A 14,317-nucleotide genomic window follows, 5' to 3' on the forward strand; every position below is an offset into this window, starting at 1 on the left:
ATTGAATCTTTGATATATTGTGAGTTGTGATAGATATATGTAGAAAATCGTTCATATTCATAAGGATGTCACCTTTTTTCTTAAAATCTATATTGTGTTTTATAAACAAAATAGTTAAAATTTAGAAAAATAGAAGGGGATAGAAATATGAAACAACAACTAAAAATCGCAGAACTTCTGAAACGAATTGAAACTTCAAAACAGCAAGATATCGAGTTAGGTTCCTATGAAATATATTTGTTTAGTGAAAATGAATTAGAAAAAGGACAAATCGGTTATCGATATGATAAACATAAAAATTCATTAATAAGTGAAGAAAACGGAAAGTGGCAAGAAGGATGGATTACAATTGGATATGAAACGGATATGGGTGATCCAGTTTTCGTAAATATAGATGATGACGCTTATCCGGTTTATACTGCAGAACGTGGTACAGAAAAATGGCATCCAGTTTATATTGGAAATATGGATGAGATTATAAAACAATTATAAGAAAAACTGCGAGATCGGTGCAAAGTGATGGGAGAAAAACATGAAGTATATAAAAATAATGAGCATGATTGCATTCATTGGAATATATATGGCCGGTTGTTCACAAGAGCAGCCGAAAAAAGAAACAACATCTTCTATAAAAGAAACAAGCGACAATAAAAAGGAAGACGCACCGGTAGAAAAGCAGCAAGAAGAACAAGAAAAGAAAGAAGAACCGCAAGCAGTTCAAACAAATGAGCAAGTGGAGCAAAAGCAGGAGGAAGTGCCGGCCGAAGAAAAGAAAGAGGAATCTACGCCAGCGCAGCCAGTAGAGCAACCAGTGCAAAATAATGAACAAAAAGTAGAGAGTAATGAAAAACAAGGAAAGTTTCTCGTTGTTATTGATCCAGGCCACCAACAAAAAGCAAATTTAAATTTAGAGCCGATTGGGCCAGGCGCAACGACGCAAAAATATAAAGTGACAGATGGTACAACTGGTGTTGTGACGAAAAAAAGAGAGGCTGTTCTTGTATTAGAAATGGCTTTCGTATTAAAAGAAAAGTTAGAAGCAAAGGGAATGCAAGTATTGATGACGAGAACGTCACAAGATGTGGATATAAGTAATAAAGAACGCGCGACATTTGCGAATGCTCATAAGGCAAACTTGTTTTTACGTCTTCATGCAGATGGTTCTGAAAATCCGAATCAAAGTGGATTCGCTGTATTGACGCCGGCAGAAGGAAGTCCGTATACGAAAGAGATTTATGCGGAAAGCCTTCAAATCTCTCAAACGATAGTAAATAAAATGAGAGAAAATCAGCAAGTGAAAGTAAGTGGAATTAAATTCAGGGATGATCTTTCGGGATTCAATTGGTCCAAAGTACCTGGCGTACTATTAGAACTTGGGTTTATGTCAAACCATGAAGAAGATAAAAAATTATCTGACCCGCAGTATGTAAATTCTTTATTGCAAAGTGTAACGGATAGTGTAGATGAATATCGGAAGAGTAAAGCTTAAACGCATTCTTACATGTAAGAATGCGTTTTTCTATATGAAAACACTCGTAAATTAGAATATTATGGATAAATATGACATGCTTAATTTTACCTGCACTTTTTGCCGAATGCTGATACAATAAAGGATGTTACTATTTAGTAGAAAGAGTGGTAAGCATGTTAGATTGGATGAAAAAGCTGTTTAACAAAGAGGAAGAACAAACAGCGATGAATAAAGAAGTACAAAAGCAAGTTGAAAGTCAGCCGAAAATTCCTCGTGTAAACCACTACACCGAAGCAAGAGAAGCACAAATGGCAAGTAGGAATGCAGGTAAATGCCGTTTTCCATTAGTACCGGATAATGGGTTCGATGAAGAGGATGTTATAGAAACAGGGCGTTTTGAAGAACAACCTGTTCAAGCTGTAACATATAAAGAGTCGCCTATTCAAAGAGGAATTAAAGTGGAAAGAAGCAGACGACAGTATGTGGAGAAGGTAGTTTCTACATATGAAGAGCCGGAAATGCAATATGAACCGGAGCGAGAGCCTGTCGTAAAGAAAGCATCTACACCAGCGCAAGAAAGTAACCGTAGACCATTTCGTCCAACAGAAATGATTTCGCCAATTTACGGATATAATCGTCCTTCAGTAGAGAAAAAGGAAGAAAAGCAGGAGGAAGTAAAGGAAAGAGAAGACCTTGAAATATCTGTAGAGGGCAAATCAGTCGTTGATGCATGGCTAGAGAAAAAAGGATATACATTATCTCATTTCTCAGAAGGGCAAGCACCGACTTCTTCCAGTCATGAAAGAGTTGAAGAGCAAGATCAACAGAGTAAAAAGGAAGAAAAGTCAGTTGTCGATCAATGGCTAGAGAAAAACGGTTATGAAATCGAACGCCAAGAGCCTATAGTAGAAGAAAAAGAAGTGGCTCAAGAAATGAGTGCACCGCAGGAAGTTCCAGCGGCTGAATTACTTCATGAAACAATTGCTGAGCGTATGGAAGATGCGAAGCAAGAAAAAGATGTAGTGGTAGAAAATGTTCTACAAACAGAATCATTAGCTTCTAAAGTAGAGCACGAGGATACAATATTATTAGAAGAAATGAAACGTAATACAGAAATAGACCAACCTACTATTGAAGTAGAAAAGCAAGCTCCAGAAGAATCAGTGATTGTCAAAGCAGAAGAAAAGCTTGAAGAAACAATCATTGTGGAAATACCAGAAGAATTTGAAGAGGTAGACGTAATTACAGAAACAGAAGAATCAGAAGAAGTGGAAGTAATTGCGGAAGCAGAAGAATCAGAAGAAGTGGAAGTAATTGCAGAAACAGAAGAGTCAGAAGAAGTGGAAGTAATTGCAGAAACAGAAGAGTCAGAAGAAGTGGAAGTAATTGCAGAAACAGAAGAATCAGAAGAAGTGGAAGTAATTGCAGAAACAGAAGAGTCAGAAGAAGTGGAAGTAATTGCGGAAACAGAAGAGTCAGAAGAAGTAGAAGTAATTGCGGAAGCAGAAGAGTCAGAAGAAGTGGAAGTAATTGCGGAAACAGAAGAGTCAGAAGAAGTAGAAGTAATTGCGGAAGCAGAAGAGTCAGAAGAAGTGGAAGTAATTGCGGAAACAAAAGCACCAGAAGAAGCCGAACCTGTAGTACTTGAGGAAACGCAGCAAGAAATGGTGTTAAATGAAGCAATCGAACAAAAGAATGAATTCATACATGTTGCTGAAGCTGATGAACAAACGAAAAAAGATGTTCAAAGCTTTGCGGACGTTTTAATTGCAGAAGAAGCAGCGATTGAAGAAGAACAATCAGTTGTAGAAGAAGCAGTGATTGAAGAAGCAGTGATTGAAGAAGAACAACCAGTTGTGGAAGAAGCAGTGATTGAAGAAGAACAACGAGTTGTGGAAGAAACAGTGATTGAAGAAGAACAACCAGTTGCAGAGGAAACACCGGTCGTAGAAGAGCCACCAGTTGTGGAAGAAGCAGCGATTGAAGAAGAACAATCAGTTGTAGAAGAAACACCGGTCGTAGAAGAACAACCAGTTGTGGAAGAAACAGTGATTGAAGAAGAACAACCAGTTGCAGAGGAAACACCGGTCGCAGAAGAGCCACCAGTTGTACAAAAAGAAGAACCTAAACGTGAGAAAAAGCGTCACGTACCATTCAATGTTGTTATGTTGAAACAAGATAGAGCGCGATTAGTGGAAAGACATGCAGCTAGAACGAATGCAATGCAACCTTCTATGAAAGAACGAGTAGAGAATAAGCCTGTACACCAAGTAGAAGAACAACCAATGCAGCAAGTAGTAGTAGAACCACAAGTGGAAGAACAACCAATGCAGCAAGTGGCAGTAGAACCACAAGTGGAAGAACAACCAATGCAGCAAGTGGCAGTAGAACCACAAGTGGAAGAACAACCAATGCAGCAAGTGGCAGTAGAACCACAAGTGGAAGAACAACCAATGCAGCAAGTAGTGGTAGAACCACAAGTGGAAGAACAACCAATGCAACAAGTAGTAGTAGAGCCACAAACAGAAGAACAACCAATGCAACAAGTAGTAGTAGAACCACAAGTAGAAGAACGCCCAGTGCAGCAAGTGGTAGTAGAATCTCAACAAGTACAAAAGCCAATTTCAAGTACGGAAGTAGAAGAGAAAGCATATGTTGTAAATCAAAGAGAGAATGATGTGCGAAATGTATTGCAAACACCACCGACGTATACGATTCCGTCGTTAACATTGCTATCGATTCCGCAGCAAGCAGCGTTAGATAATACGGAATGGTTGGAAGAACAGAAAGAATTATTAGATACAACGTTTAATAATTTCCACGTTGGCGCACATGTTATTAATGTATCGCAAGGTCCAGCAGTAACTCGTTTTGAGGTACAGCCAGATCCAGGTGTGAAAGTAAATAAAATTACAAACTTAAGTGATGATATTAAGCTAAGTTTAGCGGCAAAAGATATTCGTATTGAAGCACCGATTCCAGGGAAGAGTGCGATTGGAATCGAAGTTCCAAATAAAGAAAGCAAGCCAGTATTTCTTCGTGAAATTTTAAGAAGTCCTGTGTTTACAAAGAGCGAATCACCGCTTACAGTTGCGCTTGGACTTGATATTTCAGGTGATCCAATTGTAACGGATATTCGAAAAATGCCACACGGACTTATTGCGGGTGCAACAGGTTCTGGTAAAAGTGTGTGTATTAACGCCATTTTAACGAGCATTTTATATAAAGCGAAACCGCATGAAGTGAAGTTAATGTTAATCGATCCGAAGATGGTTGAGCTTGCACCATACAATTCTGTTCCACATCTTGTAGCACCTGTTATTACGGATGTAAAAGCAGCGACAGCTGCATTAAAATGGGCAGTTGAAGAAATGGAGCGCCGTTATGAATTATTTGCGCACGCAGGAGCTCGTGATTTAACTCGTTATAATACGATTGTAAGTGAGCGAGAAATTCCGGGAGAGACATTACCTTATATCGTTATTGTCATTGACGAGTTAGCCGACTTAATGATGGTAGCACCTGGTGATGTTGAGGAAGCGATTTGTCGTATTGCGCAAAAAGCACGTGCTTGTGGTATTCATTTATTAGTAGCGACGCAGCGTCCATCTGTAGATGTTATTACAGGTTTAATTAAGTCAAACATTCCAACGCGTATTGCGTTTACTGTATCATCTCAAGTTGATTCGCGTACGATTATTGATATTGGGGGCGCGGAGAAATTACTTGGCCGTGGTGATATGTTATTCTTAGGGAACGGTACATCTAAGCCAGTTCGTGTACAAGGTGTATATGTATCGGATGATGAGATTGAAAAGACAGTTGATCATGTGAAAAAGCAAATGAAACCGAATTACTTATTTAAGCAAGAGGATTTATTAGCGAAAACAGAACAGGCTGAGTCGGAAGACGAATTGTTCCTTGATGCATGTCAATTTGTTGTAGAACAAGGGGGAGCGTCCACATCTTCTGTACAGCGAAAATTCCGCATCGGTTATAATCGCGCGGCACGTCTCATTGAAGAGATGGAATCGCAAGGAATTATTTCTGAAGGTAGAGGAACGAAGCCAAGAGATGTCCTTATTTCTGAGGATGAATTTGCCGCTATGCAGGAAACAAATGTATAGTAAACGGTTTTGCTGTATACTAAGAGAAAATGTTGGATAGTAAAGTAGGGAGTAAAGCGACATGAAAGAAATTGAATTAAAATTAAAAGGTGAAATAAATAGACTAACAAATAAAACATTTAAATTTGACGAACGCGTTGGAGAAGGTTGGTTCTCTGCCGTTTACTTTTTAAAGACTAGAGAAATCATCGAAGAATTTCGCCCGAAAAGTGTTGTAACGATGCAATTTTTCCAAAAGGAAAATGCAGTTCTTTGCGGAACAGACGAAGTCATTGCATTGCTACAAACATTCGCTAAAAATCCTGAGGAACTTGAGATTAACTCTTTAAAAGATGGCGATAAAATTAGTCCATTTGAAACAGTGTTAACAATTCATGGTCCTTATGAAAATTTCGGATTTTTAGAAGGTGTCATTGATGGGATTTTAGCTCGTCGTACATCGGTTGCGACAAACGTATATAACGTTGTCCAAGCTGCGCGTAGCGTAGATAAAGAAAAACCAGTTATTTTCATGGGAGATCGTGATGATCATTATACACAACAAGCTGGTGACGGTTATGCAGCATACATCGGAGGTATGAGCGCACAAGCGACGCATGCGATGAATGAATGGTGGGGCAAAAGTGGTATGGGGACGATGCCTCACGCATTAATTCAAATGTTTAATGGTGATGTTGTGGAAGCAGCAAAAGCATATCATAAGAAATTCCCAGAAGACGAATTAGTTGTATTAATTGATTACAACAATGATGTTATTACAGATGCACTTCGCGTAGCGCGTGAATTTGGATCAACATTAAAAGGTGTACGTGTAGATACGTCCCGTACGATGATTGATCAATACTTCATTCGCCACCCAGAAGTACTTGGAACATTTGATCCACGTGGTGTAAATCCATCGCTCGTATTCGCACTTCGTAAAGCACTTGATGAAGAAGGATTCCAGCATGTAGACATCGTTGTAACTGGTGGATTTGATGAGAAGCGTATTCGTGAATTTGAAGCTCAAAACGTACCTGTTGATATATACGGAGTAGGAAGTAGCTTATTAAAAATGAATATTGGCTTTACTGGTGATAACGTAGAATTAAATGGAAAACCAGAAGCGAAAGCTGGTCGTAAATATCGTCCAAACCCACGTTTAGAGCGTGTTCAATTAGAAAAAAGAGAAGATATGTAAAAGAGAGAAAAACTGATAGGTGATTGACCCTATCAGTTTTTCTGTTATCATAGTATAGCGGCTTCTTTTTTGCTATAATGGATTTGTTATGGACATAAAAAAGAAGTACGTACGAGTTTATCCTGATAAGTGAAGGGAAGAATAACTTCACTACATCAAAAATGTATGATGATTACCAAAATAAGAAAAGATTCATATACTGTCTTATAGATAGGCCGTTGTATTAGTTCGAAATGTTGGAGGTTCTTTAAGATGACAGTTTACCATTTTGTAGGAATTAAAGGAACAGGAATGAGTTCATTAGCGCAAATTCTTCATGACATGAAGCATACTGTTCAAGGGTCTGATTATGAAAAGCGTTTCTTTACACAAACAGCGTTGGAAAAGCGTAGTATCTCGATTCTTCCTTTTGATAAAAGTAATGTAAAAGAAGGACAAGTGATTATTGCAGGAAATGCATTTCCTGATACGCATGAAGAAATCGTAGCAGCAAAAGAATTAAATATCCCAGTACATCGTTACCATCACTTCTTAGGTGACCTTATGAATCAATACACAAGTGTTGCTGTAACTGGTGCACATGGAAAAACATCAACAACTGGTTTGTTAGCCCATGTAATGCAAGGTGCACACCCTACATCTTACCTTATTGGAGATGGAACAGGGCATGGGGTAGAAAATAGTAAGTATTTTGTATTTGAAGCTTGTGAGTATCGTCGTCATTTCTTGTCTTACAATCCAGACTATGCGATTATGACAAACATTGATTTTGATCATCCGGATTATTTCACAGATATCAATGATGTATTCAGTGCATTCCAAGAGATGGCATTGCAAGTGAAAAAAGGCATTATTGCATGTGGAGATGATGAAGAACTTCAAAAAATTCAAGCGAAAGTACCTGTTATTTTCTATGGATTTGGAGAAGATAATGATTTCCAAGCACGTAACATTCAAAAGAGAACAGATGGTACTATTTTCGATGTATTCGTTCGTAATACGTACTATGACACGTTCAAAATTACAGGATACGGCAACCACAGCGTATTAAATGCATTAGCAGTAATCGCACTTTGCCATTATGAAAACGTTGATGTAGAGGCAGTTAAGCATCAGCTAACAACTTTTGAAGGCGTAAAACGTCGCTTTAATGAAAAGCCAATGGGAGAGCAAGTTATTATTGATGACTATGCACACCATCCGACAGAAATTAATGCAACGATTGAAGCAGCTCGTCAAAAACATCCAGAGCGTGAAATTGTCGCTGTATTCCAGCCACACACATTCTCACGTACAGAAAAGTTCTTAGATGAGTTCGCGGAAAGCCTAAGCAAAGCTGACCAAGTATACTTATGTGATATTTTCGGATCAGCGCGCGAAAACAAAGGTGAATTAACAATCGAAGATCTGCAAAAGCGTATTGACGGTGCAGAATTAATTACAGATACAACAACGGATGTATTAAAGAAACATAAAAACGGCGTTCTCATTTTCATGGGCGCAGGAGACATCCAAAAATTCGAAGCAGCTTACGTAAAAGAAGTTCAAGTTGCAGAGAAGTAATAGAAAAGACGCATAGCTTAGCTGTGCGTCTTTTTTTGTTGTGTTGTAGGGTGTAGTAATGTTGTCGAATTTAGTCGGTAAGTCGATATCCCTTGTCGAATCGTCGATATATTTTAAAAATCGTTGATATATTAGATGGGCATTTTCTATTTAGAAGTGTTAGAATAATAAGAAAAATAAAAAGGGGAGCTAAAAAACATGTTCACACTCCGGGTAGACGACGAAATCGAATTACAATTATTAGAGAAGCATCATAAAGAGGAATTATATCAATTAATAGATCAAAACCGTAACCATTTAAGAAGATGGCTTCCTTGGGTAGATGGGACGAAATCTGCTGATGCTTATAATGAGATTTGTCCGATGTGGTTAAAGAAGTTTGCAGAGGGAGACGGTTTTGAAAGTGGCATACGTTATAAAGGAAAGCTCGTTGGGATGGTAGGTATTCATCCAGTGAGCTGGGGGAAGAAAGCGGCAAGTCTCGGATATTATCTTGCAGAAGATGCTGGTGGGAAAGGTATTATGACGCGTAGCGTGAAGGCTGTACTTCACTATGCATTTGAGAATTTAAAATTAAATAAAATGGAAATTAGATGCGGTATTGAAAATGTGAAAAGTCGCGCTATTCCAGAACGTTTAGGGTTTAAGTTAGATGGTGTTTTAAGAGATGAAGAATGGTTATACGATCATTTTCATGATCTCGCAGTATATAGTTTACTAGCTTCAGAGTGGAAGGAGATTCGATGAACGAGAAGATACGCATTATTCCGTATGAAAGTACGTTTCAAGATGAAGTAGTAGATCTTATCGTTCATATTCAGAAAAAAGAGTACAATGTCCCCATTACGAAAGAAGAGCAGCCGGACCTGCTTGAAATAGAAACATTTTATCAAAGGAATCATGGCAACTTTTGGGTAGCAATTTATGATGGTAAAGTAGTTGGAACAGTAGCTTTATTAGATATTGGGAATCATCAAATAGCGTTAAGAAAAATGTTCGTAAAAAAAGAATTTCGCGGAAAAGAGTGGGGTGCATCACATAAGTTGCTCCAAACAGCAATTTTGTGGGCTGAGAATAAAAAGCTGAAGGATATTTACTTAGGAACGACAGTGAAATTTTTAGCGGCGCATCGCTTTTATGAAAAGAATGGTTTTGAAAGTGTGAGTATAGATGAGTTGCCAAAAAGTTTTCCAGTGTTGCAGGTGGATAAGAAATTTTATAGATATATTGTTTAAGAAGGTCATGTAGAAATGGCCTTTTTTTATTACTAAAATGGAAAAAGTGGTATAATTTAGGTTAGGGGGTGCGTATATGAATTTTCCGATTCAAAGAAGTAAGTCAGTAGTCATTTTCGTTTGTCTCACGTTAGCTTTTATGTTTGTGTATCCACTTGTCATGATTGTCACAAATAAAGAGCAGTGGATGACAGCGTTAATTGGAATGGGTTTATGCTTCCTTGTAAATGTACCACTCGTTTGGGAAGTATTTATTAAAAAGCATAAAGTAGAAAATGGTGTATTAAAGTACGGTATTTTAAATGATGATATCGTATTGAAAGAGATAAGAATCATTCGTCAAGTTGGGAAGTCTCTAGAAATTACGACGAATGCGTATAAAGTACATATGGTGGCGATGCCGCAACATATGACTGAATTCTTGGCGCTTATCGAGAAAGAGAACCCACATGTGAAAATAGAAATGACAGGTAAGAAATGAAATATGTAAAACCTTTGTTTTGTTTGGAAATATTGCTGGTGATTGTTATTTGCACTAGGGGATATATGAAATGGGATCTGCCTTTATATGTACCAATATTAATAGGTACTATCGCAGTGGTGCTTTTATATTATTTTCATTTTCAGCAAACGAAAGGCGAGAAAAGTAGCTCTATATAGTTAGGAGAATTAGAAATGAAAAAAGTCCTTATGTTATTTGTATTTCTGCTAACCGCATCTTTTCTTTTACTAGGATGTAGTACGAAGAAGGAAAAGACGAATCTAAACTTAGAAAAGGCACAAAAAGTTGAAATTGAATCACTTACTGATTCAAGTGAAAAGAAAGTAATTACCGATAAGAAAGAAATTGAAAAGCTGTTTGAAGTCATGAAAATGAATAAGTGGGAAATGCAGTCGGCTCCTTTAGATACTCCGCAAGGGAAAACATTTAAAATGTATCAAGAAGGTACAACAAAATTATCGGAGTCGAGTAAAGATAAAAAGGAATTACATGAAATTGGTACGATGACAGTATATAAAGATGTCCCGTATGTTGAAGTTGAAATGAAAAATAAGAAAATGAGTTTTAAAGTGCCAGAAGATGTGGCGAAAGACTTATTAAAGTATTAAAAAAACGCTCGGAAAAAATCCCGAGCGTTTTTCATTATTTTAAGTTCTCTGGGTTTAAAGCTTCTAATTCAGGTACAACGAATCGTCCGTCTTTACGGATTAGTACGTCGTCGAAGTAAATTTCGCCGCCGCCGTATTCAGGACGTTGGATGCACACTAAATCCCAGTGAATGTTCGAGTTATTGCCGTTCCATGCATCGTCGTAAGCTTGTCCAGGAGTGAAGTGGAAGCTGCCATCGATTTTTTCATCGAATAGGATGTCTCCCATTGGATGTAAGATGTATGGGTTTACGCCGATTGCGAACTCACCAACGTAGCGTGCGCCTTCGTCTGTATCGAAGATTTTGTTAATGCGCTCTGTATCGTTTGCAGTTGCTTCAACGATTTGGCCGTTCTCGAACTTAAGTTGTACATTTTCAAATGTATAACCGTTGTAAGGAGATGGCGTGTTGTAAGAAACTGTACCGTTAACAGAATCACGAACTGGTGCAGAGTATACTTCACCGTCTGGAATGTTTAAATGACCTGAGCATTTAATTGCTGGAATGTCTTTAATAGAGAATGTTAAGTCAGTTCCAGGACCAGTTAGGCGCACTTTATCTGTTTTATTCATTAATGTAACAAGGCTATCCATCGCCTTATCCATTTTACCGTAGTCTAAGTTACAAACTTCGAAGTAGAAGTCTTCGAAAGCTTCTGTGCTCATTTTAGCAAGCTGCGCCATAGAAGCATTTGGGTAGCGAAGAACAACCCAGCGTGTTTTTGGAACGCGAATGTCTCTATGAACTTTCTTACCAACTGTTTGACCATGAATTTGCATTCTTTCACTTGGCACGTCAGCTTGTTCGTTAATGTTATCGCCAGAGCGAAGACCGATATAAGCGTCCATATCTTTCATTACGCTTGCTTCATATGCAGCGATTTGTTCAAAATGTTCTTCAGTAGCACCCATTAATAAAGAGCGATCTACTTGATGATCTTTTAAAGAAACGAATGGGAAACCACCAGCTGCATATGCTTCTTTTACAAGTGCAGTTACAAGTTCTTTTTGTAAGCCAAAGTTTTCAATTAATACTTTTTCGCCTTTTTGTAAGCGAATAGAGTAGTTAATTAAATTGTATGCTAACTTTTCAATACGTGGATCTTTCATATGTAAAGCCTCCCTACTAATTATGTATCCTCTCCTATTGTAACCTACTTAGTGGAATTTGTTGAATCATTTATGTTAAAGTTAACGAATAAGTATGAAAATTCTAATGAAAAGATAGGGATTAGAACGAAACGGAAAATGATTGTATAATAGGAGAAAGTATGAAAAAGATAAAGGAAGTGATGAAATGCAAGTTCTTTTATATGTAAGTGCGGCTATTATCGCGGTTGCTTTCGCTGTATTAGTAGTGTATGTATGCAGAACGTTGTTATCGGTTCAGAAGACGTTAGAAAACGTTGCAAGCACGTTAGAAGGTTTAGAAAAGCAAATGCAAGGAATTAGCGTAGAGACGGAGCAATTATTACATAAAACAAATGCGTTAGCTGATGACATTCAACAGAAGTCACAATCATTAAATAAAGTAGTATCGGGTGTAGATGGAATTGGAACGACAATCCATTCCTTAAATACGAAACTTCGTAATGTATCAGAGTCTGTTACGGACGAAATTGAAAATAATGCAGATAAAGTAGCGCAAGTTGTACAGTGGAGTAGTGCAGCAATTGAAGTATACAATCATTATCGTGCGACAAGACAAGAGAAAAAGGTTGAAAAAGAAGAGCGTAAATTAGAAAGACTTGAGAAAAAAGCTGAAAAGAAAGAGAAGCGCTCTAGACTTCGTATGAGAGGTGAATCGTAATGAATATGACAAAACTTGAAACAATTGAAGAGCTCGAAGTATTAATAGAAAAAAACGAGCCTTATGTTCTTTTTAAACATAGTACGACATGCCCGATTAGTCATGGTGCCTATACAGAATTTCAAGCTTATTGTAGTGAAGAAAGAGCGGTACCAGCGTATTACTTATACGTACAAGATGCGAGAGATGTTTCGAATCGTGTTGCAGAACAGTACAGCATGAAACATGAATCTCCGCAAGTGTTATACATAAAAGATGGGATGGTAGTATGGAATACGTCTCATTGGAACATTAAAAAAGATGTTTTAGAAGAGAATATTAAGTAAAAAGAAGCAAGCGAAAGGTGCTTGCTTCTTTTTTTTGTTTTTGTTGAAATATATTTAATGGTAAACTGTTAATAGTTCAAACTAAATAACTAGATTGTTGAAAGTAGGTTTTAAGTAATGAAGAAAATGGCATTATCTTTCGCAGTCGTAAGTTTATTACTAGGAGCTTGTAGTAATGATACGATTAGTAAGAAGGATGAAGTTATACAGAAAGATACGAAAGAAAAAAGCATGATTCCGAGAACTGCTGTTTCTAAAGATTATTATAGAACTGTAATTCCTTTAAAAGAACAAAAGGTTATAAATACAGCTAATGTAAAAACAAATTCTAAATTAGATTTAGCAGAGTATGAAAATGGTTTAATGAATATTGCAAAAGAGCAATTTGATACAGAAAACCATGTGCTTCAATTAAATCAGTATGTTCCTGAGAAGTTAGTTGATGAACTAGTCGCAAAAGTAGAAGCACCCGTTTTGACAAATATTATAGAACAAGACTATTTCGGGAAGCAGAATTCAAATGAATTAAGTTTATCTGGCGTTGTGATTGGGTTAGCTATGTCTTCAAGTGTATCCAATGAAGAGGCAATGTCTAAGGGGACTGAAGTTGCTAAGCAACTTATTGAAGCTATTCATAAAAATGACAAGTATAATAAATCCCCAATTACGTTTGCTATCTTTAAGCAAGAAAGTACAAGTTCTTTAAAAAATGGTACGTATATTGCTAGTGCTACCGTTCAAAAGAATGATACGAATCTTGGAAATTGGAATGCGATTGAAGAAAAAGCGTATTCGTATCCTTCTGATGAATTTACACAAGCACATGGAGAAGATAATGAAAAAATAAATAAATTTGCTGAGGCAATGAAAGGTTTTTCTCCTGGAGACTTTATCCCAGTAAATGCTAAAGTTTCTTATAAGAAAAATCAAATGGATACATTAAATATGGATATTGTTATTAAATATAACGGTAAAACAGAATTAATGGCTCTTACTCAACTCGCCGCTCAAAGTATGTTAGACCAATTACCAAAAGATGCAAAAGTACAATTGCAGATAAAGTCCGAGAATAAAATTGAGGCAATTGTTATAAAAGAGAAAAACAGCGATAAACCGTTTGTTTCCTTCTTGTAAAAAAAGACAGTGTTTAAACTGTCTTTTTTTACTGTAAATGAAAGGGTACGATGGGACGGAGCGACACGTAATATGCTTCATATTTCCGCTGTACTGATTTCAAAGAAAGAAACCTATTTTTACCCCTTGCATTGTCGATGTAACGCATTCTACAGGGGGATGTGATCTTCTATTGCCAATTGTAGAGTACTCCCAGATCCAGCGCATCAAATGCCTATCATTGTCGATTTTTGTTGGTAAGTCGATATATTTGGAAAATCGCTGATATATTTTGAGTTGCGGTCGATATATTTGGAAAATCGCTGATATATTTCGAGTTGC

At 37.2% G+C, this 14,317-nt stretch carries 14 protein-coding genes; 13 read left to right on the forward strand and 1 reads right to left on the reverse strand.

All coding sequences use genetic code 11. The features are described from left to right. Positions 1–147 precede the first annotated feature (147 nt). The 10 genes from LMD38_RS03455 to LMD38_RS03500 all read left to right on the forward strand — a co-directional run bounded on the left by LMD38_RS03455 (position 148) and on the right by LMD38_RS03500 (position 10,686). Complete coding sequence (locus LMD38_RS03455) at positions 148–492, forward strand: hypothetical protein (RefSeq protein WP_062822646.1); 345 nt, start codon at positions 148–150, stop codon at positions 490–492. 40 nt (positions 493–532) lie between these two features. After that, a complete protein-coding gene (locus LMD38_RS03460) occupies positions 533–1,489 on the forward strand; it encodes an N-acetylmuramoyl-L-alanine amidase (protein ID WP_062822647.1) in 957 nt (318 codons plus the stop codon). A gap of 155 nt (positions 1,490–1,644) precedes the next feature. Beyond that, entirely contained in the window at positions 1,645–5,598 is a 3,954-nt protein-coding gene (locus tag LMD38_RS03465) for a DNA translocase FtsK (protein ID WP_228920180.1), read from the forward strand. A 61-nt stretch (positions 5,599–5,659) separates the two neighbouring features. Next, positions 5,660–6,778: a nicotinate phosphoribosyltransferase gene (locus LMD38_RS03470; RefSeq protein ID WP_000658369.1), complete on the forward strand. Its 1,119-nt coding sequence runs from the start codon at positions 5,660–5,662 to the stop codon at positions 6,776–6,778. 252 nt (positions 6,779–7,030) lie between these two features. After that, a complete protein-coding gene (gene murC, locus LMD38_RS03475; RefSeq protein ID WP_000219470.1) occupies positions 7,031–8,341 on the forward strand; it encodes a UDP-N-acetylmuramate--L-alanine ligase in 1,311 nt (436 codons plus the stop codon). 198 nt (positions 8,342–8,539) lie between these two features. Then, positions 8,540–9,088 carry a GNAT family N-acetyltransferase gene (locus tag LMD38_RS03480; protein WP_016718689.1) on the forward strand — a complete coding sequence of 183 codons (549 nt, stop codon included), beginning with the start codon at positions 8,540–8,542 and terminating at the stop codon, positions 9,086–9,088. Beyond that, positions 9,085–9,576: a GNAT family N-acetyltransferase gene (locus LMD38_RS03485; RefSeq protein WP_016718688.1), complete on the forward strand. Its 492-nt coding sequence runs from the start codon at positions 9,085–9,087 to the stop codon at positions 9,574–9,576. Before LMD38_RS03480 ends, LMD38_RS03485 begins: the two co-directional genes overlap by 4 nt. 76 nt (positions 9,577–9,652) lie before the next feature. Beyond that, a complete protein-coding gene (locus tag LMD38_RS03490; RefSeq protein WP_061183819.1) occupies positions 9,653–10,057 on the forward strand; it encodes a PH domain-containing protein in 405 nt (134 codons plus the stop codon). Further along, a complete protein-coding gene (locus LMD38_RS03495) occupies positions 10,054–10,236 on the forward strand; it encodes a hypothetical protein (RefSeq protein ID WP_061183820.1) in 183 nt (60 codons plus the stop codon). Before LMD38_RS03490 ends, LMD38_RS03495 begins: the two co-directional genes overlap by 4 nt. A 15-nt stretch (positions 10,237–10,251) precedes the next feature. Continuing rightward, the gene (locus tag LMD38_RS03500) at positions 10,252–10,686 is read left to right on the forward strand and encodes a hypothetical protein (RefSeq protein WP_061183821.1); all 435 of its coding nucleotides are present in this window, start codon (positions 10,252–10,254) and stop codon (positions 10,684–10,686) included. Positions 10,687–10,720: 34 nt separating this feature from the next. Here LMD38_RS03500 and LMD38_RS03505 read toward each other — a convergent pair whose 3' ends face one another. Further along, the gene (locus LMD38_RS03505) at positions 10,721–11,836 is read right to left on the reverse strand and encodes an aminopeptidase (RefSeq protein ID WP_000654739.1); all 1,116 of its coding nucleotides are present in this window, start codon (positions 11,834–11,836) and stop codon (positions 10,721–10,723) included. Positions 11,837–12,023: 187 nt separating this feature from the next. Between LMD38_RS03505 and LMD38_RS03510 the strand changes: the two genes are divergently transcribed. From LMD38_RS03510 to LMD38_RS03520, 3 genes are all read left to right on the forward strand, one after another. Then, positions 12,024–12,536 (forward strand): DUF948 domain-containing protein, encoded by a 513-nt coding sequence (locus LMD38_RS03510; RefSeq protein WP_001197726.1) that lies wholly within the window; start codon positions 12,024–12,026, stop codon positions 12,534–12,536. After that, positions 12,536–12,862: a bacillithiol system redox-active protein YtxJ gene (gene ytxJ / locus LMD38_RS03515; protein ID WP_001057460.1), complete on the forward strand. Its 327-nt coding sequence runs from the start codon at positions 12,536–12,538 to the stop codon at positions 12,860–12,862. Before LMD38_RS03510 ends, ytxJ begins: the two co-directional genes overlap by 1 nt. 117 nt (positions 12,863–12,979) lie before the next feature. After that, a complete protein-coding gene (locus tag LMD38_RS03520; protein WP_062821716.1) occupies positions 12,980–13,996 on the forward strand; it encodes a CamS family sex pheromone protein in 1,017 nt (338 codons plus the stop codon). Positions 13,997–14,317 lie beyond the last annotated feature (321 nt).

The organism is Bacillus pacificus (genome assembly GCF_020861345.1).
Taxonomy (GTDB): Bacteria; Bacillota; Bacilli; order Bacillales; family Bacillaceae_G; genus Bacillus_A; species Bacillus_A pacificus.

Excerpts from the sequence above, each read along its gene's own strand:
- LMD38_RS03455 (WP_062822646.1), top strand. The coding sequence starts at position 148 with ATGAAACAACAACTAAAAATCGCAGAACTTCTGAAACGAATTGAAACT.
- ytxJ (WP_001057460.1), top strand. The coding sequence starts at position 12,536 with ATGAATATGACAAAACTTGAAACAATTGAAGAGCTCGAAGTATTAATA.
- LMD38_RS03495 (WP_061183820.1), top strand. The coding sequence starts at position 10,054 with ATGAAATATGTAAAACCTTTGTTTTGTTTGGAAATATTGCTGGTGATT.
- LMD38_RS03485 (WP_016718688.1), top strand. The coding sequence starts at position 9,085 with ATGAACGAGAAGATACGCATTATTCCGTATGAAAGTACGTTTCAAGAT.
- murC (WP_000219470.1), top strand. The coding sequence starts at position 7,031 with ATGACAGTTTACCATTTTGTAGGAATTAAAGGAACAGGAATGAGTTCA.
- LMD38_RS03480 (WP_016718689.1), top strand. The coding sequence starts at position 8,540 with ATGTTCACACTCCGGGTAGACGACGAAATCGAATTACAATTATTAGAG.
- LMD38_RS03520 (WP_062821716.1), top strand. The coding sequence starts at position 12,980 with ATGAAGAAAATGGCATTATCTTTCGCAGTCGTAAGTTTATTACTAGGA.
- LMD38_RS03460 (WP_062822647.1), top strand. The coding sequence starts at position 533 with ATGAAGTATATAAAAATAATGAGCATGATTGCATTCATTGGAATATAT.
- LMD38_RS03490 (WP_061183819.1), top strand. The coding sequence starts at position 9,653 with ATGAATTTTCCGATTCAAAGAAGTAAGTCAGTAGTCATTTTCGTTTGT.
- LMD38_RS03510 (WP_001197726.1), top strand. The coding sequence starts at position 12,024 with ATGCAAGTTCTTTTATATGTAAGTGCGGCTATTATCGCGGTTGCTTTC.
- LMD38_RS03465 (WP_228920180.1), top strand. The coding sequence starts at position 1,645 with ATGTTAGATTGGATGAAAAAGCTGTTTAACAAAGAGGAAGAACAAACA.
- LMD38_RS03505 (WP_000654739.1), bottom strand. The coding sequence starts at position 11,836 with ATGAAAGATCCACGTATTGAAAAGTTAGCATACAATTTAATTAACTAC.
- LMD38_RS03500 (WP_061183821.1), top strand. The coding sequence starts at position 10,252 with ATGAAAAAAGTCCTTATGTTATTTGTATTTCTGCTAACCGCATCTTTT.
- LMD38_RS03470 (WP_000658369.1), top strand. The coding sequence starts at position 5,660 with ATGAAAGAAATTGAATTAAAATTAAAAGGTGAAATAAATAGACTAACA.